We start from the raw sequence: 22,708 nt of genomic DNA, 5'->3' as shown, positions 1-22,708 counted from the left end.
ATCAGTACTGCTAGTCCAGAAGTTTCAATTGAACGAGGTGAAAAAACATGAGAGAACATAACGTTAAATTAAGTGTAAAAAACGTTACGAAGGTTTTTGGGAAAAATCCTAAAAAAGCACTACAGCTCTTAAATGATGGGAACTCAAAAACAGATATTTTAAAAAGAACTGGCTCCACAGTCGGTGTCAATCAAGCAACATTTGATGTCCATGCTGGTGAGATTTTTGTCATCATGGGCCTATCAGGAAGTGGGAAGTCCACATTGGTTCGTACATTAAATAGACTGATTGACCCGACTGTAGGAGAAGTCTGGATTGACGGAAAAGATATTACAAAAATGAAAAAAGAAGAGCTAAGAAATATACGGCGCAAAAAAATCAGCATGGTATTTCAGAATTTCGCCTTACTTCCACATCGTACCATCCTTGAAAACACAGAGTATGGACTAGAAATCCAAGGAGTAGATAAGGAAGACAGAAAGGAAAAGGCACTAAACGCTTTAAAGCTAGTAGGTCTTGAAGGCTATGAAAACCAATTTCCTAAACAGCTTAGTGGAGGAATGCAGCAGCGTGTCGGATTAGCCCGGGCACTGGCAAATGACACAGATATTTTATTAATGGATGAAGCATTTAGCGCATTGGATCCATTAATTAGAAAAGATATGCAGGACGAATTGCTTGAGCTGCAATCCACAATGGAAAAAACGATTATCTTTATTACTCATGATTTAGATGAGGCGCTTAGAATCGGGGACAAAATAGCATTAATGAAGGATGGAGAAATTGTTCAGATTGGGTCTCCAGAGGAAATCCTTATGAACCCATCTAACCAATATGTTGAAAGATTCGTAGAAGACGTTGATCTTTCAAAGGTATTAACCGCAAGCCATGTAATGAAAAGAGCAGAAACTGTTCAAATCGATAAAGGACCTAGAGTTGCTTTACAAATGATGAAAAAACTTGGGATTTCAAGTATTTACGTTGTTGATAAAAAGCAAATCCTTCTCGGCGCGATAACTGCTGATGATGCAAAGACTGCTGCAGAGAATGGGCAAACATTACAGGCAATTATCAATCCGAATGTTCAAAAGGTAACAGGTGAAACGTTGTTAACAGATTTATTTGACAAAGTGTCAACTGCTACAATCCCTGTTGCAGTTGTAGATGAAAACAATCGGCTCTATGGCATTCTTGTAAGAGGTGCGGTTATTGGCGGTCTTGCAGGAAATAATGAAGTCATTAATGTTTTAGAAGAAGCAAAAAAAGAAGTGGCTGCTGATCAGTCTAGTAAAGGAGGGAACCAATAATGGAAGGCTTATTGCCAAAACTTCCGCTGGCAGATTGGATCGACAGCTTTGTCGATTGGCTTACAGTTACTTTTGCATTCATATTTGATGCCATTACTGTAAGTTTAGAGGGGATAGTTGAAGGCCTATTTACGGTATTAGAATTTATTCCATCCTATATCCTTATCATCCTTATTGGTTTATTAGCATGGAAGCTATCAACAAAGGGGATCGCCCTGTTCGCTATCATCGGTCTGTTCTTAATTGATAATTTAGGCTATTGGGAAGGGATGCTCGAAACACTTTCATTAGTATTAACAGCGGTCATCATAACAGTAGTAATCGGGATACCTATGGGTATTTGGGCATCTCAGAAGAATACAGTTAAACAGATTATTACACCTATATTAGACTTTATGCAAACGATGCCGGCATTCGTTTATCTAATCCCGGCAATTTTCTTCTTTAGTATCGGAGTCGTACCAGGTGTTGTAGCATCCGTTATTTTTGCCGTACCCCCAACAATCAGGCTGACAATATTAGGAATCCAACAAGTACCTGCAGATATTATTGAAGCAGCTGAGGCTTTTGGCTCTACTACCAGCCAACGTCTTCTTAAAGTTCAGCTGCCTCTTGCTATGCCAACGATTATGGCAGGTGTAAATCAAAGCATTATGCTTTCATTATCCATGGTTGTCATCGCATCGATGGTTGGTTCACCAGGTCTTGGAGCAGACGTATACCGTGCGGTTACTCAAATTCAAATCGGAAAAGGTTTTGAGGCTGGTCTTGCGATTGTGGTTATGGCCATTATCCTTGATCGGATTACCCAAAATATAGGAATAAAAAAACAAGGGGGAAAAATATAATGAAAAAAAAATGGTTATCTTTATTAATGGTACCTGCCTTAACATTCGGACTAGCAGCTTGCGGGTCTGATGAGGCAAGCAGTGACAAAGGCAAGGCAGATAAGGGATCTTCTGAAGCATCAGTTGGAGAAAGCGTTGATTATAAAATTATTGGGATTGACCCTGGTGCTGGGTTAATGAAAGCAACTGCTAATGTTCTTGACGAATACGAGCTTGATGATTGGACATTAGTAGAAGGCTCTGGCGCTGCTATGACAGCCGCTCTAAAGAAAGCCTACAATAAGGAAGAACCAATTATTGTTACTGGCTGGAGTCCGCACTGGAAGTTTTCAAAATTTGACTTAAAATATTTAGAAGATCCTAAAGGGACTTATGGGGATGAAGAAAATATCCATTCAATCGCACGTATCGGGCTTGCTAAAGACCATCCATCCGCTTATAAGGTGTTAGATCAATTCAACTGGCCAGAGGAAGATATGAACACAGTGATGGTCCAAATAACAGATGGGGAAGATCCGGAAAAAGCTGCGCGTAAATGGGTCGATGAGAATACTGAAAAGGTAGCTAAATGGACAGAAGGCGCCGAGGAAGTTGACGGTGACAAAATCACGCTTGGTTATGTTGCATGGGATACAGAAATCGCAAGTACAAATGTAGTTGCCCAGGTGTTGACAGACCTAGGCTACAAAGTTACCCTTCGCCAAGTAGAAGCAGGTCCTATGTGGGCTGGTGTTGCTGAAGGAAGTCTTGATGCCCATATCGCTGGCTGGCTGCCATTAACACACGCAGATTACTATAAAGAATTCGAAGGCAAGTTTGAGGATTTAGGTGCAAACTTAGAGGGAACAAAAATCGGCTTAGTTGTCCCAGCATACATGGATATTGATTCTATTGAAGATTTAAAAGAGTAATAGAAAACGAGGCATTTGATGATGCCTCGTTTTCTTTATATCCAGCCCTTTTCTTCTGCAATGCTAATCGCTTCAATCCGGTTCTTCACCTGCAGTTTGCTTATAATTTCTGACATATAATTCCTTACAGTTCCTGCCGATAAAAAGAGGATAGCTGAAATCTCTTTTGCCGTTTTCCCATCGGCCACCATTCTTAACACATCACATTCACGCTTTGTTAATGGATTTTCATCCTTCATACTGCCAAAAATGAGCTCAGGCGCAAATTCACGCTTCCCTTTCATCACACTTCTGATAGACTCTGCCAGCTCGTCACTAGATCCATCTTTAAGCATATAACCATGAACATCTGCTTTTACTGCACGTTCAAAATAACCAGGACGAGCAAATGTTGTCAAAATGATAATTTTACAATTTACCCCTTGCTTTTTTAGCTCCTCAGCCACTTCTAAACCGCTCATAAGCGGCATTTCAATATCCATTAAACAGATATCTGGTTTAAGCGTTTGAATAAAACGGATGGCCTCCTCTCCATTTTTGGCTTGTGCGATCACTTCTAGGTCATCCTCAAAATCTAGAAGGGAACCAAGTGCTCCCCTAAGCATCCCTTGATCTTCTGCTATTACAATTCTGATCATGAAACAATACCAGCCTCTCTTTCCTTCACAATGACTGGGACAGTAATTACTAGCTTCGTCCCTTTATGAGATGTGATCTTCAAAGCCCCTTCAATCAATTCAAGTCTTTCTGAAATCCCCTTCAGCCCATTTCCAGCCTCACAATTTTCATCCATCCCTCTCCCATCATCTTGAATACTAATCGTCATTTCTCCTGCTTTTTCAATGATTGCAATATGACAATTTTTCGCTTGACTATGCTTTACCACATTCGTCACTGCTTCACGCAGACACATACTTAGAATATTTTGTGTAATTCCTGAAGCATTCTCAAGCTTTGAATCATCATGGTATTGAAAACGAATGCCTGCAGCTTCAAGAATAGAAGAGGATGCCAGAAGTTCCTCCGAAATAGTAATCGCTCTCATATCTGAGACAAGCTCTCTTACTTGCGATAATGCTGCCCGGGAGGTTCTTTCTATTTCCTTAGCTTCATGCTTGGCACGTTCAATATCCTTCGCTAGCAGCTTCCCGACCAGCTGGCTCTTCAATGTAATCAATGAGAGTGTATGGCCTAGCGTATCATGGAGATCACGTGCAATTCTCAATCTTTCCTCCCGTTTCACTAGTTCTTCAATCCGTTCATTCGCTTCATCAAGCTGCCTTTCCAGCTCCATTCTGCTATTCATCGAACGAATGCCGAATGGGGAAAACAACATAATAAGTATAAAGGGGATAAAATAAAACAATGCATTCTGATTTAATTGATTATAATGAATAATTATTGGTGTAAAAATAGATATTCCAAAAAGAAACAGAGCCGTATAAAACTTCTTCTTTTCCTCATACCAGCCAATAAAATGTGCTGGGAAAAAACCTAAAAATAAAATATTAATATTTATAAAGACAGATAGAAATAAGACAATACTAATCTGAAGGATTAACCAATAGGTAAAAGTCTTCCCAGCAAAATAAAGCTGCCGGTATGTGAGTAGGAATAATCCTAATAATACATAACCGGCATAAAGCTTCCAGCCTGTCTCAAAGAATATATAATAACCTGGCATAAATAAATAGATTAGAAACATATAAGGAAAGAATCCATATTTTGAAGGGAAAATCTTTAATTTTCCTTTTGACATTCAACTTACACCGCCGCTTCCTGCTTTCTCCTAATATAACTAGATAATAGCACGAAAAGGAAAAAGTATCCTAACAATATTAGAAAATTCCCCCACTCCGGGCTGTTCCCACGGATAATTTCCCAAGCGCCATTTCCCAAATTATACGATGGCAGCCATACTCCAATTTTTTGAATAATCGACGGCATAATTTCCATCGGCATCCACATTCCCCCGGAAATGGCGAGAATCATATAAATGACATTTGAAACGCCAGACGCAGTATCCACTCTCTTCATCGTCCCGACTAACGTACCTAATGCTAGAAATGGAAGAGATCCAAGCAAAATCCATAAACCGCTCATCAGCCATTCAAAAGCTGTTAGAGTAACCTGATTTATTAAAGCACCAGCTAAAAAAATGATCAGAATAGAAAATAAATGAATCACTGTTTGCCCGATCATTTTTGCAGCAAAAAATGCCTGATCAGAAAGTGGGGTAATCCTCATAAATACTGACCATCCCTTTGTCCGTTCCTCTACGATCCTGATGCCAAGTGTCATAATTGCTGAACCCATAACACTAAAAGCTGTCATTGACATTAAGTAATGAGCTTGCCACTCCTGTTTATCTTGTATATTCGTATTAAAGACTTTAGTAAAAATAATATAGAAAACAATCGGCATAAGCAGTGACCAAAAGACAAAGTATGGATTTCGCAATATGCGGATCGTTTCAGCCTTGCATTGCATTTGAAAAGCACGCATTTACATCGCCTCCCTATTTTCTGTTAATTGTTCAAAGGCTTCGTCTAAACGCCCTTGTTCAATTTGTATTCCGCTTATTTTAAGTTTCTTTTCAAATAGTGCAGCTATGACTTCGTCCGTATGATCAGTCACCACAAAGATTCTATCTTTTCTCTTATATACATCCAATACATGGGGAAGCTGCTTTAATTCTTTCATGGATATTTCTTCACTCTCAACAAATGAGACCGATTGTTTAGACAACTTTGCTTTAATTTCGACCGGTGTCCCGTCTTCAATAATTGTTCCATGATTAAATAAAATAATTCGGTCTGCAACATCATCTGCTTCCTGAAGATAATGAGTTGTGAATATAATAGTTTTTCCTTGTGCCTTTAATTCATCTATTGTATGCCAAAACAGTTTTCGAGAAGCAATGTCCAGGCCAACAGTTGGCTCATCTAGAAAAATTAAATCAGGATTTCCTGCCAATGCCAGCGCAAACCCAAGTCGGCGTTTCTGCCCTCCCGAAAGCTTATCGGCTCTTCTTTTTAAATCATCCTTACTTAGTCCAGTAAATGCTACTAGCTCTTCAAAAGGCATCGGGCTTGGATAGTAGCTCCGGAATAATTGAATAATCTCCTTCACCTTTAAGGCATCAATCACACTGACCTCCTGAAGCATTGCACCGATTCTCTCTCGAATCTTCTTTTCCTTAGGATGACTGGTAAATAGTCTTACCTCTCCGCTCGTTGGCTCGAGCAGCCCAAGCATCATCATTATTGTCGTCGTTTTCCCTGCCCCATTCGGACCAAGAATTGCAACAACTTCTCCTTTTTTTATTGAAAAAGAAACGTGATCCACCGCTTTTTTATTTTTAAATGTTTTCGTTACATGATCGAGCACCACAATCGAATCCATTTTTCCACCTCCATCATTTCTACTTTAATCTTAAGCCTTAGGAAGAATTTGGATTAGTGGATTATGTCATTTATTTCGGATGACATTTGTCATTTTTTTTAAAAGCCAAGTGTTAAATCTTAAAGCAAAAAAAAAACGGCCGAAGCCGCTTTTATCTTTTGAAATTCCATTCATCTTGTTCATAACGTTCTTTAGCGATTTTATTTACATAAGCAAGTTCTTCTGATGAGAGCTCATATGGCTCAAGTTCAATATTCAGTCCTTCAGCAAATCCCTTCATAAATGCTTCTTTTGCCTGCTCTAAAGTAATTCGTTCTTTACTTATTTCATTAATCGCAACTGCCTTATTTTTAAATGCCTTTTGCATTCTCTCTTTTACTCTGTCACTTGGATATTTGAATAAGCTAAACAGCTTATCTTCATCTAGATCGAGCAGAATTGAACCATGCTGCAGAATAACTCCCTTTTGTCTTGTCTGTGCACTTCCAGCCACTTTCCTGCCTTCGACAACAAGCTCATACCAGCTTGGTGCATCAAAGCAAACAGCGGAACGCGGATTTTTCAATGAATCACGTTCTTCCGCAGTTCTTGGAACAGCAAAATATGCATCCATACCCAGATGATGAAATCCTTTCAATATCCCCTCAGAAATCACTCGATAAGCCTCTGTAACTGTTTTGGGCATATCAGGATGTTCCTCTGATACAATCACACTATATGTAAGCTCATGTTCATGAAGTACACCTCTGCCACCTGTCGGACGACGGACAAAACCAAGCCCGTGAGCCTTTACTTGTTCCATATCAATTTCCTTCTCTACCTTTTGAAAATAACCGATTGATAGAGTAGCTGGATTCCATCCATAAAAACGGATAACCGGGGGAATTTTCCCTTCACTATTCCAATCAAGAAGTGCTTCATCCAATGCCATATTAAAGGAAGGTGATCCTGCACCTGAATCAATAAAACGCCAAACTTCTTTTGTCATCTTAAAACCTCATTTACTTTTTGTTTTGCTATGTTCTCGTTTTTTAGTCTATCAAAATACAATAAAAAAACAAAGGCAGTTGAAGAAAATAGGTAAATAGAAGAAATTTTATCTGAATTCCTTTACTCATATCAAGAAAGACCTATATAATAAAAGATGGTCTAGCTAAGATTGAAAGGAGAAAGACGCATTGAATACCCTTTATTTACTTCTAATTATGTTAGGGGCAATTATTGTCTACTCAGTTATTACATGGTTATATCAGCGAAAAATTGTCAAGACATTATCAGAAGAACAATTTCGTGAAGGTTATCGAAAAGCCCAATTAATTGATGTCCGGGAACAGAATGAATTTGAAGCAGGACATATTCTCGGTGCCCGAAATATTCCAATGTCTCAAATGAAAGCACGGTTGAAGGAGCTTCGTCCGGACAAGCCTGTTTATTTATATTGCCAAAGCGGAATGAGAAGTGGAAGAGCTGCACAATTTCTTTACCGCAGAGGTTACAAAGACCTATCCCATCTTCAAGGCGGCTTTAAAAAATGGGGCGGCAAAATAAAAGCGAAAAACTAATAATAAAATCCTCTAGCCTTTGTGCAGAGGATTTTTTATGTGCATTCATCTTTTTTTGTAAAAAGCACCTTTTTTGCAATAGCCTTATTGGCAAAAACAGTTTTTTGTGCAAGCCGACTTTTTTTGCAATCGCCCAATCTTATTTGCGATAAGTTTTTTTCACAAATAATTTAAATAACTTCTACTGGTTTTAAAAATCTATCAGTAAATAAGAATAGACTGGCTCCAATAAAGAGCCAGTCTATAAATTTATTGTTTTTGATAACGAAGAACAGGTTTGCGGGCTGCCAATGTTTCGTCAAGACGCCCAATCACTGTATTGTGTGGCGCTTCCTGAACGATTTCTGGATTCTCTTCTGCTTCCTTCGCAATTTGGATCATTGCATCACAGAAAGCATCAAGTGTTTCTTTTGATTCCGTCTCAGTTGGTTCAATCATGATACATTCTTCCACATTTAACGGGAAGTAAATGGTTGGCGGATGGTAACCGAAGTCTAAGAGACGCTTCGCAATATCAAGTGTTCTTACTCCAAGCTTCTTCTGACGCTTTCCGCTAAGGACGAATTCATGCTTACAATGTCTATCAAATGGAAGATCATACGATTCTTGCAATCTTCTCATCATATAGTTTGCATTTAATACGGCATATTCTGTCACAGCTTTTAGTCCATCAGGGCCCATCGTACGAATATACGTATATGCACGAACATTAATGCCGAAGTTGCCGTAATAAGGCTTCACTCGGCCAATGGATTGCGGGCGGTCATAATCCAATTCATATTGATCTCCCTGCTTCACTAGTACCGGCTTTGGAAGGAATGGAATTAAGTCTGCCTTTACACCGACAGGACCTGACCCTGGTCCGCCCCCACCATGTGGACCAGTAAATGTTTTATGAAGATTTAAGTGGACAAGATCAAATCCCATATCCCCTGGGCGTGCCTTCGACATAACTGCGTTTAAGTTTGCTCCATCATAATAAAGCTTTCCTCCCGCAGCATGAACAATCTCAGCCATCTCAAGAATATCTTCTTCAAAAAGCCCTAAAGTGTTAGGGTTTGTCAGCATAAGAGCTGCTGTGTCTTCCCCAACTACACGGCGAAGATCATCTAAGTCTACTAATCCATTCTCTCCAGATTTTACTGTAATAGTTTCAAAACCGGCAACAGTTGCAGATGCAGGGTTCGTCCCATGCGCAGAGTCTGGAATGAGGACTTTCGTCCGATTATAGTCTCCATTTGCTTCATGGAATGCACGGACCATCATAAGCGCCGTCCATTCACCATGAGCACCAGCAGCAGGTTGTAATGTTACTTGATCCATACCTGTAATTTCAATTAAATGCTCCTGTAAATCGTACATAAGCTCTAATGCCCCTTGGACAGAGCTCTCATCCTGCAATGGATGCAAATGTGCAAAGCCTGGGAAGCGTGCTACATTCTCATTGATTTTCGGATTATATTTCATTGTACATGATCCAAGCGGATAAAAACCTGAGTCAACCCCATGGTTTCGATTAGACAGAGCTGTGTAATGGCGCATTATATCAAGCTCTGATACTTCTGGAAGCTCTGGCGCCTCTTCTCTTAAATATCCAGCAGGAATTAGTTCGTTTATATCTATTTCCGGAACATCCATTTCCGGGAGGCTATAACCGATGCGGCCGGGCTTTGATATTTCAAAAATGAGTGCTTGATCATCCTTATGCATGGTAATCCCCCATTTCATTTACAAATGTATCAATTTCTTCTTTTGTTCTTAGTTCAGTTACTGCAATTAACATATGATTCTTTAAATCTGAATAATCACGGCCTAAATCATAGCCCCCAATTATCTCTTTTTCTAGAAGCTTTTTATTTACTTCTTTAACAGGAGCATTTAACTTCACAACAAATTCATTGAAGGTAGGACCTTCAAATGCAATCTCAAACCCTTTAGCCTTAAATGCCGCCTTAGCATAGTGTGCTTTTTGGATGTTTGAGATAGCCATTTCTTTCACGCCATTTTTGCCAAGAGCTGTCATTGCAACAGATGCTGCTAAAGCATTTAATGCTTGGTTTGAACAAATATTAGAAGTTGCTTTATCACGGCGAATATGCTGCTCACGTGCTTGAAGCGTTAATACAAAGCCGCGGCGGCCTTCTTCATCTACCGTTTGGCCAACAAGACGGCCAGGAACTTTTCTCATCAATTTATTTGTTACCGCGAAATAACCGCAGTGTGGACCACCGAATGCTGTTGGTATACCGAATGGCTGCGCATCACCAGCGACAATATCCGCACCTAATTTCCCTGGAGGTGTTAATGCACCAAGTGATAGCGGATTGCTTGAAACAACAAACAAGGATTTTTGTGCATGAATGATTTCTTCAAGTTCTTTTAACGGTTCAATACGGCCAAAAAAGTTTGGATATTGAACAATGACAGCTGCGATTTCATCATTAATCATGTCTTTTAAAACTGCTGCATCTGTAATACCATCCTTATGAGGGATTTCAATTACTTCAATATATTGACCCTTTGCATAGGTTTTCACCACTTCTTTTGCTTCTGGATGAACAGCACTTGAAATGAGCACTTTTTTGCGGCGTGTTTGTCCTGCACTTAGCATTGCTGCTTCAGCTAAAGCTGTTCCGCCATCGTACATAGAAGAGTTTGCTACATCCATCCCTGTTAATTCACAGATCATTGACTGGAATTCAAAGATTGCTTGCAGCTCTCCCTGTGAAATCTCAGGCTGATACGGTGTATAAGCTGTGTAAAATTCTGAACGGGATAAAACATGGTCGACAATTACAGGCATGTAGTGATCATAGACACCTGCACCTAAAAAGGAAGTATGACTTCTTAAATCTGCATTTTTTTGTGCTAACTGCGTAAGTTCTTTCATTAAAGCCGTTTCTGTTTTCTTAGGTTTAATGTTATATTCCCCTTTAAACTTTACCCGTTCAGGAATATCACTGAATAATTCATCGATTGAGTTTACTCCGATTGTTTCGAGCATTTCTTTCTTATCTGTCTCTGTCATCGGTAAGTAGCGATGTTTCATAGTATTGTCTCCTCTCCTATTTTTTCTCTCTTTTATAGAAAGGCGTAGCAGCCACAACTGCTTTCAGGCGCTTTCCTCGAATTTCAACTTCTACTTCAGAACCGATTTCTGTATGTTCTGTTTTTAACAGGGCGAGGCCAATGTTTTTCTTTAATGATGGAGACTGCGTGCCTGTTGTCACCTCGCCAATTTGTTCATCGCCTTTATATACAGGATAGCCGTGACGAGGAATCCCGCGATCGATCATTTCAATCCCTGCTAATTTTCTTGCTAAGCCACCCTCTTTTTGAGCAGCAAGCGCCTCTTTCCCAATAAAATCCGCTTCTTTTTGCACTTTTACTGCGAAGCCAATTCCCGCTTCCAGGGGAGAAATTTCTGGTGATAATTCTTGTCCATAAAGAGCAAGATTTGCTTCGAAACGCAATGTATCACGAGCTCCTAAGCCACAAGGCAGAACTCCTTCGTCCTTCCCAGCTTCTAAAATATCCTTCCAGATTGCCACAACGTCTTGTGCATCACAATATATTTCGAAACCATCCTCACCTGTATAGCCTGTTCTGGAAACAAGTGCTTTCTTCCCATTTATATTTACATTTTCCTGAAATTTAAAGAAACCAATTTCAGCTAAATTTGTGTCTCCTGCAAGCTTTTGCAGCACTTCTTCTGCCACTGGACCTTGGATGGCAACCTGCGCCGTTTCATCAGAAAGGTTCTTCAGCTCAACATTGCCTTCAAGATGATCTTCTAGCCATTTATAATCTTTTTCAATATTAGATGCGTTCACAACGAGTAAATAATGATTATCTTCTAATTTGTAAACGAGCAAATCATCGACAGTTCCGCCATTTTCATAACACATAGCTGTATACTGGGCTGCAGAGTTTTTTAATTTTGAGATGTCATTTGTCATCATTTTTTGAAGGTATGAAAGGCTGTCAGAACCCTTCACTTCAATTTCACCCATATGGGATACATCAAACAAACCAGCTTTTGTTCTTACCGCATCATGCTCTTCTTTGATGCTTGAAAACTGAACAGGCAGATCCCAGCCTCCAAAGTCGATTGTCTTCGCACCATAGTCTTTGTAGACATCAAATAGTGGTGTTCGTTTTAACTGTGACATTTACTCGTCCTCCTTTAATCCTTTTGAAAGATTTGAATATTTACCTTACATCCATAAAAAAGGACAGAGAATCCCCTCATAACGTGAGAAGATCTCTGTCCTTGCACCTGAAAGTTTACCGTTTTCGGTTTTCCCCTTTGGTGGACCTTCTTTAATGAGAAGGTCACTCTCCAGAGCCACGTCCAACAAGGGTTCTTTTGCCTGAGAGATTCACAATAAATATTGCTTGCTCCTTCGGCGCTACAAATGTAGTCTCTCCCCTTGCCTTCATCCGCATTTATAAAATTTTCCAAATTGGTTCATACTAAACGCAAATACCAACGAAAACATTACGGAAAATAAAGTAAACAATATTATTTCGATTAACTAAATAAAGTGGCAAATTTCAAAACTTTCAAAGCTAATTTTATCCTACCATTAGAACCACTTTTGAGCAATGGGGAATTATTTTCTCTTTTTAAGGAGCTGGATTAGATGACAGTGCAAATAAATTTTGATTCTACTTGGCAAAATGAATTTTTACATAGAATTGAAGAGGACGGACCGTGGGGAAGCTGGGAGCTATATAAATTAGCCTTAGAAGTGGAAAATCATACAATTATTCCTGAATTTGAAGGGTTACAGGCACCTAAACACTTATCAAGCCTTGTTCCTTTGCCGCATCAGCTGGAAGTGGCTAAGCAGGTAGTAGAAAATATGAATGGAAAAGCGATTCTTGCTGATGAAGTTGGATTAGGAAAAACGATAGAGGCTGGTTTGATTTTAAAAGAATATATGATTCGGGGCCTAGTGAAAAAGGTTCTAATCCTTGTTCCAGCATCCCTTGTCACTCAGTGGGCAATCGAATTAAATTCAAAGTTTTTCATCCCCGCCATCGCACAGCGCAAAAGTTATGTTTGGGAGCAATGTGATGTCGTTGTATCTTCAATTGATACCGCAAAGCGCAACCCCCATAAGGATATTATCTATAATCAGGACTATGATTTAGTTATAATCGATGAAGCTCACAAACTGAAAAACAATAAGACAAAAAACTATGAGTTTGTTCAAAACCTAAAAAAGAAATTCTGCTTGCTGCTGACCGCTACGCCTATTCAAAATCGAATCAGTGAAATCTTTAACTTAGTTTCCCTATTAAAGCCTGGCCATTTAGGAAATGAAGCTGATTTCTATCAAAAATATCAAAAGGACTCACGATCACTGGATGATAATGAATATTTGAAAGAGCTTGTTAATAAAGTGATGATTCGAAATCGAAGAGCGGATACAGGGATTGAATGGACAAAAAGAAATGTGGAAACGCTGCCCATTGAATTTTCAAAGGAAGAAAGAGAGCTTTATGAAGCGGTTACAAACCTTCGTGGTGATGGGAGCTGGATCAGCTCAAGCCAATTCTCTGTTATGACTCTACAACGTGAAGCATGCAGCAGCAGAGAGGCTGTTTTTTTCACATTAAGAAACATGCTTCAGAAAAAAGAGGAGCCTACAAAAGAATTTCAAGAACAAATACAATCATTAATAATGAAAGTAGAAGCTGTTCAAAGGAATGCGAAAGCAGAAAAGGCACTCGAATTAATTCAGCAAATTAATGATAAGGTGATCATTTTCACAGAATATCGGGCTACACAAATGTATTTGCAATGGTTTCTAAAACAGCATGGAATTACCTCAGTCCCATTTAGAGGCGGATTCAAGCGGGGCAAAAAGGATTGGATGAGAGAGCTGTTTCAAAAAAACGCCCAAGTTCTCATCGCTACAGAAGCTGGAGGAGAAGGTATTAACCTTCAATTTTGCAATCATATTATTAATTTTGACTTGCCATGGAATCCAATGCGCCTAGAACAAAGAATCGGTCGGATCCACCGGCTTGGACAGGAGAAGGATGTGAATATCTATAACTTCGCTATTAAGGATACAGTAGAGGAACACGTCCTAAAGCTTTTATATGAAAAAATACATCTCTTTGAAAAAGTTATTGGCGATCTAGATGATATTCTAACAAAACTGGACTTCGGAAATATCGATGACCATCTCATTGACATTTTTGGCAGGTCCTCCTCCGAAGGTGAGATGAGAATTAAAATGGATAATTTAACCTCAATGATTCAATTTGCAGAAGAAATGAAAGCGGGTGAAGTCAATGCAGCAACAGGAAATTCAGCACTTTCTTGAAAGGTATTTTCACGCAAACAACTGTGAGATGATTGAGTCTGGGACCGGTTATCTAACTGTACAATTAACAATTGAGCTAGACAAACAGCTAATGAATCGGCCATTCTACTGGCATTATTTAGAGAAAACGGGTGGCATTCCGAATCCTATGCAGCTGACAATGATAACCAATCCTGAAGCTGCACCAAAAACATTAAAAGGAGAAACAATCCATTTTGGCTCCCCACGGCTGCATCAAATTTTTGAATCCACAAAGAAGCTCGCAGGCTACATTCGATTATATGAAAAACATCAAAACACATTTGGTCAGCAAACCCCTTTACGCCCATGGCTTGGGATGAATGTGCGCATATCCTACCAATGTGATCGCAAAAGAGATGTATTCAGGTCAATCGGATTGCAATTAATAAATGGACAAATGGTGGATGGATTTCATGGCAAACTCTTGGAGCTAGAGCTTACTCCAAAAATTCCTGACTACTCTTTTACCTTATCCCCTTTAATCATGCCCAAAAGCGGGATGATAAGGATCCAGCACTTTTTACAAAATGAAATAGAAAAAGAGGACCATACATGGGCAGAAGAAGCAACAACCCGCTGGCAAAAGGATTTGAATTTACTTGAACATTTTTATGAGGAAATGGAAGAAAAAGAAGAAAGCTATGAAATCGAGAAAATAGCTTTAAAGGAGCAATACGAGCCAAGAATAAATATTTCGATCATTAATGGCGGGTTATTTTATTTGACAGAAGATGCATTCCAGCGTTCAATTGGAAGTTAAAAGAAACCGGCCAAAATCGGCCGGTTTCTCTGATTATTTTTTTCTATTGAACAATTCATAAATCGCATAAGGGATAATCCCAAACCATTTCAATAAAAAAGGCTCTTTTGCATTCTTTTTTTCTAAACGGGATTTTTTCCGTTCATCCTTTGGCTGATCAATATATTTTACTACTGTCTGTGTAATGTATTTTACATAATCATTTGATTTCATTGCCACACACCTGCACTTAGCTGATTTCTATTAAAATAAATCCAGACTACATGTCCAAGTATGCCCCTTTATTGCAAATTTAAACAGCCGACTATCTCTTTTACAACTTCATTAATTCCTTTTCCATTCGTATCAATGATATAATCAGCAGCCTGTTTGTATATTGGCAGCCTTTCTTGATAAAGCGTTCCTATCCTTTCTAATTTATCCCCTCTAAGCAACGGTCTTGTTTCGTCCCGTTCAAGCCTTTTCGAAATTTCCTCTTCACTCGCAAAAAGGAAAATTACGATTCCTTGATTTTTTAATAACTTCCTATTTTCATCCCTGCATATGATGCCTCCACCTGTAGTAATGACTGCATCATCTTTAGACAGTTCTCCCAATATTCTTGTCTCACATGCACGAAAATACGCCTCACCCTGCTGCTCGAATATCTCACTGATTGTTTGTTTTTCTATCTTTTCAATTTCTTCATCTGTATCAAAAACAGGCATCTCCAAGTATTCGCCTAATGCTTTTCCAATGGTCGTTTTCCCTGCACCCATAAATCCAGTCAAATAGATTGATTTCATGCTCGAATCCCCACTTAATTTTTTTCATTCCATTTTATCATTTTTTGAAGATCTATGTCATAATAACCGGTTCCTTCAACTTCTGGAAGATCCTTTATTTTTAACCTAAAAGTCACTCGATATAGGCTGTCAGCTACTTTCACCGTTTGATAATTTACTTCTCCGTCCATGAACGAATATACTCCTGATGCATTCACACTTTCTTCCTCTAAAAATTGTTCTTCTGCCCCTTTCACCGCACTTAAAAAATAATATTCTTGTTTCAACATCGTTACTGTTTCATTAGTCATTTTTCTCTCAGACACATATAATTCAAGCTGAATAGAGAGCACAATGGAAGCTAGGAGAATTACACAAAAAGTTAGCGGATAAGTAAAACCGTTTTCATTCCGGATCATCGTCTTCCTCCAAATCGAGGAATGAAATGAAGGAGGCATTATGCTGTTGCTGGAATAAATCATTTACAGTCATTCTGAAGCCGTCTTTTATCTCTTCGAAACGAACTGTTTCCACCTGCTGAAAGACAATTTCATGACCCTTTTCATCTACTCTTCGCCTAATATTTGTCCCATGCTTATCAAACTGGATACTTTGTCCATCCTTCCATAAAAGAATCCTGTCATTAAATATATACATCGCATCAGATAGCCGAACTTCCTTTTTCAATTGCTGTACAAAAACATGCCATTCCAGTATTTTATTTCTAGCTTCAAACTGTTCATTTTGGAAAAGGTATTTAAAGCTAAGAGGAAAAAAGGACGCAATTACGAGGAAAATGGAAAATGCATAAAGCATTTCTACCATCGTAAAGCCTTTTTCATTAAAATGTTTCACACTTTTCATAGGACTGTTGAAGAAGATCTTCATATTTAATGCATACCTCCATATTAGCGGTTTCCCCATTTCCGTTTTGAAAGATCTCATAAACAGTTTGATGAGCAACAATTGTTTCAGTTGCTGGATCCACCGCTTTCTTCTTCGCATCTATCAAACTTTCATATAAAATTTTATTAGCAAAAAATTCCTGTCTGACTTGGAGAGAATGATTAACTGCTTGCATAATCAATGGAAAAAGAACACTGACAATGACTAGCCATGCAGAAAGAGTTAATAATAATTCTGCCAAAAAAAATCCATCATTCTTTCGCCACATAAAATCTCCCCTTTCCGATTAGGAAGGTCATTTTGTAACGAACTTTATCAACGATAATAATAAAGGTACCAAATCGATTGATATTCCCATCAGGATGGAATTGGAAAAACAGCTTCATTGTGCCTTCCCTTATCGTAATAGCTTCTGGAATGGCCCTTTCGATTAAGAACCCTTTATTATGACCCTCACGCAAATAGTAGTAATTCTCCTCTGGAAGAATATGAACAGTGACCAAAATCTGATGTGACATGGCATATTGCTGCCCATATAATAAGTCTGATTTTAATTGGCTGATAAATTGCTGCTTTTCAAGAGATAAAAATTGAGATTTTAGCAGGATAGCAGAGGCAGAGGCAATAATGAGGAATACACTCAATACGAAAAGGGATTCTAATAATGTAAATCCGCTTTCTGAGTTATTCATGAAGAGGAATCCTTTTGTTTTGATGATACTTTTCCATCTGTAATGACTATGTCTTCTCCATTTGGACAGGCTGTTTCATTTTCGTTTAAATATTTTTCATCCACTAATTCTTTTACATTTGCAGGCGGTTTTTTATGCTCAATTTCATATGCCTGCACTTGGGCTTGAACCATCTTAACAAAAGCTTCGCACCCTTTTTTATTAATGTTTCCATTATGCTTTGTAATATTTGGTATTGTAATGATCAGCAGAACAGAAATGACGAGAAGAACGATCATCATCTCCAGCAAAGTAAATCCTTTTTCATCTTTTATTCTTTTCAACATTAAAATCCCTCCAATAGATGGAACATTGGTAATAATACGGCTAAATACATGGATACAATTAAAAATCCAATAAATACATACAAACATGGCTGGACCGTCTTTAACATTTTTTCGGTTTTTTCCTCTAACAGGGTTAAACAATGTCGGCTAAAAAAGAATAGCTCTTGGTCTAACTTTCCATTCTTTTGTCCGTGTCTAATAATTTGTGCAAGCTCTTTTTCAAAAAAAGAATAACTAATCAATATGTCCTCAAGCCTTTCCCCCTTCCGCAAACCTTTCTTTAATTCTTCACCAAGCTCTTTGTAAAGCGGCTGTTTATTATTGTTTTCAAATAGGCTAAGTGCTTCATGAACAGATAATCCTCCAGCTAACAAATAACTAATTTGCACGGAAAAATAATGGGTATAAAACAATTTGAAAAATATCCCAACCATCGGAAGGGAAACAAGCATCCTCTTTTGTTTGATTTGAGAAAAATGACGGAACATAAAGTAGTAGTAGCATAGGAGAAGAAGGAATAAAAAGAGTATTCCCATCGTGAGGTAGGGCATGAGTTCTCCAATTGTAGAAATAACCTTTGTAAAAATATTAGGTTTGAGACTCATTGAGATAAAAAGCGAGGAAAATCTGGGTAATATAATTCTTTCAACAAAAATAAATAAGACAGCAGTAATACAGATTAAAAATAAAGGATAAACAAACAATTTCTTTAACTTTTCGAAATCTCTATCCCGCTTCAGCATCATTTCACTTCCATCTTGAAAGGCAGCAGCTAATCCCCCGTGCTGCTCAGCGAAATACACATAGCCAATCAAATGCTGATTAAACCGGAGTTTAGACAAAACCTGATAAAAAGGGTAGCCTTCTTTCAAATCCGCCAGACATTGACTAAGTTCAAGCTTCTTTTTATTAGGCAATTGAAATAAAAGAGACTCAATTGCTTCTGATAAAGGATAGCCTCGTGAAAGCAATTCACCCATCCGCTTTAAAAACTGGCATTGCTCCTGCAAACTCCACTTACGATTGATCATGTTCAAGCACCCACCGCTCATATTCTGTATCTTTAATAAAACCAAGAGCTATTCCCTTTTTTATGATATCCTTTAAGTTTCGATATTTAATTTCAGCCTCTTCTCCCCTCGCTGCTTTCATAGAGGCATTCAATGCCCTCCCCGTTAAAAGTTCGAAAACACTTGCTCTTTTCAATCTGCCATAGCAATAACAGTATGGCGAACATTCACCCTTACAAAACGGACAGGATAATTCCACAAGTCTCTGCGCGGTTACAGCAACAAGGGTCTGCTCTATCTCTACTGCATCTACACCAAATTCACTTAACCTGTATATCGCTCCTTTTGCATCCCTCGTATGCATCGTACTCAAAACTAAATGACCTGTAAGCGCTGCTCTTACTGCGATCTTTGCTGTTTCTGCATCCCTGATTTCCCCAACCATAATGATATCTGGGTCATGTCGAAGAATGGCTTTTAATCCAGTTGCATAAGATACACCAGCTTTTTCATTTACTTGAACCTGGAGCACCATATCATTTTCTTTTTCGATTGGGTCTTCAAGAGTGATCACATTGCGATTGAACATATGGGAGGTTTCATTTAGAAGTGAGTAGAGGGTGGTTGTTTTTCCTGATCCAGTCGGGCCAGTAAATATAATTAATCCGTGGGCATGCTTTAATAAGGCAAGTAGTTTCCGGGTCATATTCGGGAATAAAGAAATTTGGTAGAAAGGGATTTGTTCTTGCTGAGGGAGGATTCGAATAACTAAACTTTCATTATGGCTGGAGGGGAGGGTTGAAAAACGAAAGCCAATCATTTGACCATCAATCTGGTAGGAGTATGCACCACTTTGCGGCCTTCTCTTTTCTCCGATATCCATAGAAGCCGTAAACTTAAAATGTGAAATCAGTCTGTCGCATTCTTCTTTCGGTAAATACAGTCTAGGGATCAGTTTGTTAGCAAGACGTAATTGGATGAGAGTATCATTTCTGCGGGGAACAATGTGGATATCTGAAGCATGATTTCTGACAGCATCTTTAATGATTCTTTCTGCAAGTTTTTCAATTGTGTTCAATTAAATCGTACACCACCTTTTCATTTGTTAGGAATATGATTCGACCTAATTATATAATCTCCTGCTTTTTTTGACAAATCATTCGAGTAAAAATATAAAATTTTCATAAAATAAAGATTCAAAGATTAGACACATAAATGAAATACACCGGAAATTTGGGGAGATTTGTTGAAATTTATAGAAATTTACCACTAATTTGTGACTTATGTTATTGGTTTAATTGTGAACTTTTTATAAACTAATAGTGAATACAGTGTTAACCCTAACTAGCTGTATTATAATGGAATCAAATCCGTTCTGAGGTGAATAGAAGTGGAACAAACGTTAAAAATAACAAATGTATTATCAGATCCAACACGCTATTATATTTATCAATACATTACAAAAAGACATAAGGATGTGACCGTACAAGAAATCGCAGATAATTTCGACATTCATCCAAACGTTGCCAGACTCCATCTGTCAAAGCTTGAAGATGTAAACATGCTAGTATCTGACACTCAAAAGACTGGAAAAGGCGGGAGACCAAGCAGGCTTTATCGTCTATCGGATGATGTGATTCAGCTACATTTTCCTTATCGCGACTATCAGCTGCTTTCGAACATTGCTATGCAAACCATGCTTTCCCTAGGAGAAGAAGGGAAAAAAGCATTGTATTTGACAGGAAAAGCATTTGGCAAAGAGTTGATAGCTCAGGAAATAAACCGTACTTCTAACAGTACTGAAGAGCTTTCATTTGATCAAAAACTAACCATCCTAAAAAATGCTTCTACCTTATCAGGCTTCCATCCGGAGTTTGAAGTAAATGAAGATCAAAGCAAAATTTATTTTCAAATTTATAACTGTCCATTTAAGGAAGTAGCTCTTGAACATTCTGAATCAGTATGTAATATGCACTACGAATTTCTAAAAGGAATGTTTGAAGTGCTGTTTCATTCCATCGAGCTAGTTGAAAAGGAAAATATGCTTGGCGGATGTGATTCTTGTGCATATCATGCAATCGTCACAAAGTAGCAACAAAGGTTATTTACTTTTGTCTACCATTTAACTTATAATATGTAATGATGTGAATTGTTAGGGGAAAAGGAGGGATACATATGGATCGTATGTACAAGGTTTGTGGATTCTGGACGGGAATATTTGCAGTCATGTTCTTCTTAGGCGATATGTATACAACGTCTTTAATCTTCTTTGCCCAAACAGGATTCTTCCTGCTTTTAAGCTACTTAAAGCTTTCAGAACGTATGTATTTATATGTTTTTGCAGGATATTTAACTGTGTTTTTCGTAGGCTTCACTTATTGGAGTACATTTATGATGGTTCCAGGTGCAGGTCACTAAAAACCAAAGTTTAGCTACATAATAAAAAAGCGATGGATTCCATCGCTTTTTTATTATCCCTTTATCCCCCTTTCTGCTGCAAAATAACATGAAAAGATGAACTCATTCCTCCAGGTATAATAAGACTGCGGATCGCTCGATTTCTTTTACTTACAGCTGAAAAAGGATTTGGATCATAATTCTCCTGCAAGTCCTCTAGAATTCCTGCATCTAGCAGAAATTCATCCTGCCTCCATTTATGGACAAACTTTAACTCATGATGATTGCCAAACTTAGTTAATGCATCAAAATGAACATGACTTGTTATATCCATATCACCCGGATGTTCAAGAATATTATTTATTAGCTTGTGCTTGTAATAGCCTCTTAAACTTCCATTTCTTCTTGCTGGCTCCATCCATTCCTCATTTGTATAACCATAATCAACAGTAAGTACTAGCCCTCTATGCAGGGTCCCAGCCATGCTTTTAATCATTGATTCCATCTGTAATGGGATTTCAATACGCTGCTGATGATCCAATTTTAACCCGCTTCGTGCTAGAAAGGATTTGATTTCTTCATTTGTTAAAGGTTCAAAGCTCTCAATAAGCATATCATCCTTTACGGTAACCATAACTTCTAGCAATTCGTCAGCATAATTTTCTATTACATGTACCGGAAATGCATCAAATAATTCGTTTGAAAAAATTAATCCTTCAAAGGGAGCGATTTCCTTTAAGCTTGCGATCTGCTTAATATTTTCATCAAAAGTTAATTCCTCCTGCTGAAGTTTACGATGATAAGGGCTTTCTTCAATAATATAATATTGAATCGGTTCAGCTGAAAGAAGCTTCCACTCATCAATAAAGGCTTTAGCAAACCTGCCTGTCCCCGCACCGATTTCGCATATGGCAGATGGGAGATTCATTTCAATCGATTTGCTATAATACCATTTAGCAATAGATCTGCCGTAAATATCAGAAATATTACTAGTCGTAATAAAATCTCCTTCGCGCCCTATTTTTCTTTTATCATTCATATAATATCCATATTGCGGATGGTAAAGGGCTTGCATTATGTAATCTGCATAGGTAATTAATCTCGATGGCTTCTTTTGTATATATTCCTTTAAATAATTTATCATTTATCATTCCCCTAAACATTGAAAAGATATAAATACGCTGATAAGCAAATCTAGTTTATTTTTTACTCTATTATTTTTCACCATTGACATAGTGTTAACTTTATTATATTCTACTATTAGTAGCTTAACTATATCCCCTCCCATTATATGAATAGAACATCCCCCAGAAAAGCCCTTCTCTTTTGAGAAGGGCTTTTCTATTTGTCTAGCTCCTAGCGGCTACTTGACTCTCTCTCAGTCCGGAGCCCTCCAGTCCATACGCCGCTAAACAGTCGCCTGCGCTTTTCTTTGTCTAGCTCCGGCTCCTAGCA

General features: G+C 38.2%; 26 protein-coding genes and 2 riboswitches. Of the genes, 8 read left to right on the top strand and 18 right to left on the bottom strand.

Annotation, left to right across the window (positions count from 1 at the left end):
- The first annotated feature begins 47 nt into the window (after nucleotides 1-47).
- From ASU02_RS16600 to ASU02_RS16590, 3 genes are read left to right on the top strand one after another with little or no spacing between them, the layout of a single operon-like run.
- Nucleotides 48-1,307 carry a quaternary amine ABC transporter ATP-binding protein gene (locus ASU02_RS16600; protein WP_057765624.1) on the top strand — a complete coding sequence of 420 codons (1,260 nt, stop codon included), beginning with the start codon at nucleotides 48-50 and terminating at the stop codon, nucleotides 1,305-1,307.
- Nucleotides 1,307-2,155 carry an ABC transporter permease gene (locus tag ASU02_RS16595; protein ID WP_057765622.1) on the top strand — a complete coding sequence of 283 codons (849 nt, stop codon included), beginning with the start codon at nucleotides 1,307-1,309 and terminating at the stop codon, nucleotides 2,153-2,155. The genes ASU02_RS16600 and ASU02_RS16595 overlap by 1 nt, the downstream gene beginning before the upstream one ends.
- The gene (locus ASU02_RS16590) at nucleotides 2,155-3,066 is read left to right on the top strand and encodes a glycine betaine ABC transporter substrate-binding protein (RefSeq protein ID WP_057765620.1); all 912 of its coding nucleotides are present in this window, start codon (nucleotides 2,155-2,157) and stop codon (nucleotides 3,064-3,066) included. Before ASU02_RS16595 ends, ASU02_RS16590 begins: the two co-directional genes overlap by 1 nt.
- Before the next feature lie 35 nt (nucleotides 3,067-3,101).
- On the opposite strand, the gene ASU02_RS16585 is transcribed toward ASU02_RS16590, so the two are convergent.
- The 5 genes from ASU02_RS16585 to ASU02_RS16565 form a co-directional block, all read right to left on the bottom strand.
- Nucleotides 3,102-3,704 carry a response regulator transcription factor gene (locus tag ASU02_RS16585; RefSeq protein ID WP_057765618.1) on the bottom strand — a complete coding sequence of 201 codons (603 nt, stop codon included), beginning with the start codon at nucleotides 3,702-3,704 and terminating at the stop codon, nucleotides 3,102-3,104.
- Nucleotides 3,701-4,825 (bottom strand): sensor histidine kinase, encoded by a 1,125-nt coding sequence (locus ASU02_RS16580; RefSeq protein ID WP_057765616.1) that lies wholly within the window; start codon nucleotides 4,823-4,825, stop codon nucleotides 3,701-3,703. Before ASU02_RS16580 ends, ASU02_RS16585 begins: the two co-directional genes overlap by 4 nt.
- A 5-nt stretch (nucleotides 4,826-4,830) precedes the next feature.
- Nucleotides 4,831-5,571: an ABC transporter permease gene (locus tag ASU02_RS16575; RefSeq protein WP_057765614.1), complete on the bottom strand. Its 741-nt coding sequence runs from the start codon at nucleotides 5,569-5,571 to the stop codon at nucleotides 4,831-4,833.
- Nucleotides 5,572-6,471, bottom strand: a complete 900-nt coding sequence (locus ASU02_RS16570) for an ABC transporter ATP-binding protein (protein ID WP_057765612.1) — start codon at nucleotides 6,469-6,471, stop codon at nucleotides 5,572-5,574.
- 151 nt (nucleotides 6,472-6,622) lie between these two features.
- Nucleotides 6,623-7,459 carry a lipoate--protein ligase family protein gene (locus ASU02_RS16565; RefSeq protein ID WP_057765610.1) on the bottom strand — a complete coding sequence of 279 codons (837 nt, stop codon included), beginning with the start codon at nucleotides 7,457-7,459 and terminating at the stop codon, nucleotides 6,623-6,625.
- A 190-nt stretch (nucleotides 7,460-7,649) separates the two neighbouring features.
- On the opposite strand from ASU02_RS16565, the gene ASU02_RS16560 reads away from it, so the two are divergent.
- The gene (locus ASU02_RS16560) at nucleotides 7,650-8,033 is read left to right on the top strand and encodes a rhodanese-like domain-containing protein (protein ID WP_057765608.1); all 384 of its coding nucleotides are present in this window, start codon (nucleotides 7,650-7,652) and stop codon (nucleotides 8,031-8,033) included.
- Nucleotides 8,034-8,282: 249 nt separating this feature from the next.
- Here the strand turns inward: ASU02_RS16560 and gcvPB are convergent, their stop codons facing one another.
- The 3 genes from gcvPB to gcvT are packed head-to-tail and all read right to left on the bottom strand — an operon-like array spanning nucleotide 8,283 to nucleotide 12,205.
- Entirely contained in the window at nucleotides 8,283-9,743 is a 1,461-nt protein-coding gene (gcvPB, locus tag ASU02_RS16555; protein WP_057765606.1) for an aminomethyl-transferring glycine dehydrogenase subunit GcvPB, read from the bottom strand.
- The gene (gene gcvPA / locus ASU02_RS16550; protein WP_057765604.1) at nucleotides 9,736-11,082 is read right to left on the bottom strand and encodes an aminomethyl-transferring glycine dehydrogenase subunit GcvPA; all 1,347 of its coding nucleotides are present in this window, start codon (nucleotides 11,080-11,082) and stop codon (nucleotides 9,736-9,738) included. Before gcvPA ends, gcvPB begins: the two co-directional genes overlap by 8 nt.
- A 16-nt stretch (nucleotides 11,083-11,098) precedes the next feature.
- Nucleotides 11,099-12,205 (bottom strand): glycine cleavage system aminomethyltransferase GcvT, encoded by a 1,107-nt coding sequence (gcvT, locus tag ASU02_RS16545; protein ID WP_057765602.1) that lies wholly within the window; start codon nucleotides 12,203-12,205, stop codon nucleotides 11,099-11,101.
- 93 nt (nucleotides 12,206-12,298) lie between these two features.
- Nucleotides 12,299-12,381, bottom strand: a riboswitch (glycine riboswitch).
- Nucleotides 12,382-12,384: 3 nt separating this feature from the next.
- A riboswitch (glycine riboswitch) is annotated at nucleotides 12,385-12,476 on the bottom strand.
- A 203-nt stretch (nucleotides 12,477-12,679) separates the two neighbouring features.
- On the opposite strand from gcvT, the gene ASU02_RS16540 reads away from it, so the two are divergent.
- Nucleotides 12,680-14,377 carry a DEAD/DEAH box helicase gene (locus tag ASU02_RS16540; RefSeq protein WP_057765600.1) on the top strand — a complete coding sequence of 566 codons (1,698 nt, stop codon included), beginning with the start codon at nucleotides 12,680-12,682 and terminating at the stop codon, nucleotides 14,375-14,377.
- Nucleotides 14,346-15,158 (top strand): YqhG family protein, encoded by an 813-nt coding sequence (locus ASU02_RS16535; protein ID WP_057765598.1) that lies wholly within the window; start codon nucleotides 14,346-14,348, stop codon nucleotides 15,156-15,158. The genes ASU02_RS16540 and ASU02_RS16535 overlap by 32 nt, the downstream gene beginning before the upstream one ends.
- A 33-nt stretch (nucleotides 15,159-15,191) precedes the next feature.
- Here ASU02_RS16535 and ASU02_RS16530 read toward each other — a convergent pair whose 3' ends face one another.
- The 9 genes from ASU02_RS16530 to comGA all read right to left on the bottom strand — a co-directional run bounded on the left by ASU02_RS16530 (nucleotide 15,192) and on the right by comGA (nucleotide 19,934).
- Nucleotides 15,192-15,371 (bottom strand): YqzE family protein, encoded by a 180-nt coding sequence (locus ASU02_RS16530; RefSeq protein WP_057765596.1) that lies wholly within the window; start codon nucleotides 15,369-15,371, stop codon nucleotides 15,192-15,194.
- A gap of 68 nt (nucleotides 15,372-15,439) precedes the next feature.
- Nucleotides 15,440-15,943, bottom strand: a complete 504-nt coding sequence (locus ASU02_RS16525) for a shikimate kinase (RefSeq protein WP_057765594.1) — start codon at nucleotides 15,941-15,943, stop codon at nucleotides 15,440-15,442.
- Between the two features lie 14 nt (nucleotides 15,944-15,957).
- Nucleotides 15,958-16,341, bottom strand: a complete 384-nt coding sequence (gene comGG, locus ASU02_RS16520; protein WP_057765592.1) for a competence type IV pilus minor pilin ComGG — start codon at nucleotides 16,339-16,341, stop codon at nucleotides 15,958-15,960.
- Nucleotides 16,328-16,810, bottom strand: coding sequence for a competence type IV pilus minor pilin ComGF (comGF, locus tag ASU02_RS16515; RefSeq protein WP_057765590.1), 483 nt, complete (start codon nucleotides 16,808-16,810; stop codon nucleotides 16,328-16,330). The genes comGG and comGF overlap by 14 nt, the downstream gene beginning before the upstream one ends.
- The gene (locus tag ASU02_RS16510) at nucleotides 16,764-17,096 is read right to left on the bottom strand and encodes a hypothetical protein (RefSeq protein WP_057765588.1); all 333 of its coding nucleotides are present in this window, start codon (nucleotides 17,094-17,096) and stop codon (nucleotides 16,764-16,766) included. The genes comGF and ASU02_RS16510 overlap by 47 nt, the downstream gene beginning before the upstream one ends.
- A complete protein-coding gene (gene comGD, locus ASU02_RS16505) occupies nucleotides 17,080-17,520 on the bottom strand; it encodes a competence type IV pilus minor pilin ComGD (RefSeq protein ID WP_057765586.1) in 441 nt (146 codons plus the stop codon). Before comGD ends, ASU02_RS16510 begins: the two co-directional genes overlap by 17 nt.
- Complete coding sequence (gene comGC, locus ASU02_RS16500) at nucleotides 17,517-17,846, bottom strand: competence type IV pilus major pilin ComGC (protein ID WP_057765584.1); 330 nt, start codon at nucleotides 17,844-17,846, stop codon at nucleotides 17,517-17,519. The genes comGD and comGC overlap by 4 nt, the downstream gene beginning before the upstream one ends.
- A complete protein-coding gene (gene comGB, locus ASU02_RS16495) occupies nucleotides 17,846-18,877 on the bottom strand; it encodes a competence type IV pilus assembly protein ComGB (protein ID WP_057765582.1) in 1,032 nt (343 codons plus the stop codon). Before comGB ends, comGC begins: the two co-directional genes overlap by 1 nt.
- On the bottom strand, nucleotides 18,864-19,934 hold the full coding sequence (comGA, locus tag ASU02_RS16490) for a competence type IV pilus ATPase ComGA (RefSeq protein ID WP_057765580.1): 1,071 nt from the start codon (nucleotides 19,932-19,934) through the stop codon (nucleotides 18,864-18,866). Before comGA ends, comGB begins: the two co-directional genes overlap by 14 nt.
- Nucleotides 19,935-20,246: 312 nt before the next feature.
- On the opposite strand from comGA, the gene ASU02_RS16485 reads away from it, so the two are divergent.
- Nucleotides 20,247-20,948, top strand: coding sequence for a helix-turn-helix transcriptional regulator (locus ASU02_RS16485; RefSeq protein WP_057765578.1), 702 nt, complete (start codon nucleotides 20,247-20,249; stop codon nucleotides 20,946-20,948).
- Between the two features lie 83 nt (nucleotides 20,949-21,031).
- Complete coding sequence (locus ASU02_RS16480) at nucleotides 21,032-21,274, top strand: DUF2626 domain-containing protein (RefSeq protein ID WP_053477001.1); 243 nt, start codon at nucleotides 21,032-21,034, stop codon at nucleotides 21,272-21,274.
- Between the two features lie 61 nt (nucleotides 21,275-21,335).
- On the opposite strand, the gene ASU02_RS16475 is transcribed toward ASU02_RS16480, so the two are convergent.
- On the bottom strand, nucleotides 21,336-22,397 hold the full coding sequence (locus ASU02_RS16475) for a class I SAM-dependent methyltransferase (RefSeq protein ID WP_057765576.1): 1,062 nt from the start codon (nucleotides 22,395-22,397) through the stop codon (nucleotides 21,336-21,338).
- Between the last annotated feature and the right edge of the window lie 311 nt (nucleotides 22,398-22,708).

It is taken from the genome of Cytobacillus praedii (assembly GCF_001439605.1).
In the GTDB taxonomy this organism is placed as follows: Bacteria; Bacillota; Bacilli; order Bacillales; family Cytobacillaceae; genus Cytobacillus; species Cytobacillus praedii.
Note: the sequence above shows the minus strand (reverse complement) of the source record. Positions and strands in the feature narration are given on the sequence as shown.

Bases quoted from the DNA above. Each gene is read 5' to 3' on its own strand.
- ASU02_RS16540 (WP_057765600.1), top strand. From the start codon at position 12,680: ATGACAGTGCAAATAAATTTTGATTCTACTTGGCAAAATGAATTTTTA.
- comGB (WP_057765582.1), bottom strand. From the start codon at position 18,877: ATGATCAATCGTAAGTGGAGTTTGCAGGAGCAATGCCAGTTTTTAAAG.
- ASU02_RS16530 (WP_057765596.1), bottom strand. From the start codon at position 15,371: ATGAAATCAAATGATTATGTAAAATACATTACACAGACAGTAGTAAAA.
- ASU02_RS16535 (WP_057765598.1), top strand. From the start codon at position 14,346: ATGCAGCAACAGGAAATTCAGCACTTTCTTGAAAGGTATTTTCACGCA.
- ASU02_RS16575 (WP_057765614.1), bottom strand. From the start codon at position 5,571: ATGCGTGCTTTTCAAATGCAATGCAAGGCTGAAACGATCCGCATATTG.
- ASU02_RS16580 (WP_057765616.1), bottom strand. From the start codon at position 4,825: ATGTCAAAAGGAAAATTAAAGATTTTCCCTTCAAAATATGGATTCTTT.
- ASU02_RS16600 (WP_057765624.1), top strand. From the start codon at position 48: ATGAGAGAACATAACGTTAAATTAAGTGTAAAAAACGTTACGAAGGTT.
- ASU02_RS16590 (WP_057765620.1), top strand. From the start codon at position 2,155: ATGAAAAAAAAATGGTTATCTTTATTAATGGTACCTGCCTTAACATTC.
- gcvT (WP_057765602.1), bottom strand. From the start codon at position 12,205: ATGTCACAGTTAAAACGAACACCACTATTTGATGTCTACAAAGACTAT.
- ASU02_RS16475 (WP_057765576.1), bottom strand. From the start codon at position 22,397: ATGATAAATTATTTAAAGGAATATATACAAAAGAAGCCATCGAGATTA.
- ASU02_RS16565 (WP_057765610.1), bottom strand. From the start codon at position 7,459: ATGACAAAAGAAGTTTGGCGTTTTATTGATTCAGGTGCAGGATCACCT.
- ASU02_RS16595 (WP_057765622.1), top strand. From the start codon at position 1,307: ATGGAAGGCTTATTGCCAAAACTTCCGCTGGCAGATTGGATCGACAGC.
- ASU02_RS16570 (WP_057765612.1), bottom strand. From the start codon at position 6,471: ATGGATTCGATTGTGGTGCTCGATCATGTAACGAAAACATTTAAAAAT.
- gcvPB (WP_057765606.1), bottom strand. From the start codon at position 9,743: ATGCATAAGGATGATCAAGCACTCATTTTTGAAATATCAAAGCCCGGC.
- ASU02_RS16525 (WP_057765594.1), bottom strand. From the start codon at position 15,943: ATGAAATCAATCTATTTGACTGGATTTATGGGTGCAGGGAAAACGACC.
- comGG (WP_057765592.1), bottom strand. From the start codon at position 16,341: ATGATCCGGAATGAAAACGGTTTTACTTATCCGCTAACTTTTTGTGTA.
- comGD (WP_057765586.1), bottom strand. From the start codon at position 17,520: ATGAATAACTCAGAAAGCGGATTTACATTATTAGAATCCCTTTTCGTA.
- comGC (WP_057765584.1), bottom strand. From the start codon at position 17,846: ATGTTGAAAAGAATAAAAGATGAAAAAGGATTTACTTTGCTGGAGATG.
- ASU02_RS16585 (WP_057765618.1), bottom strand. From the start codon at position 3,704: ATGATCAGAATTGTAATAGCAGAAGATCAAGGGATGCTTAGGGGAGCA.
- comGF (WP_057765590.1), bottom strand. From the start codon at position 16,810: ATGAAGATCTTCTTCAACAGTCCTATGAAAAGTGTGAAACATTTTAAT.
- ASU02_RS16480 (WP_053477001.1), top strand. From the start codon at position 21,032: ATGGATCGTATGTACAAGGTTTGTGGATTCTGGACGGGAATATTTGCA.
- ASU02_RS16510 (WP_057765588.1), bottom strand. From the start codon at position 17,096: ATGTGGCGAAAGAATGATGGATTTTTTTTGGCAGAATTATTATTAACT.
- gcvPA (WP_057765604.1), bottom strand. From the start codon at position 11,082: ATGAAACATCGCTACTTACCGATGACAGAGACAGATAAGAAAGAAATG.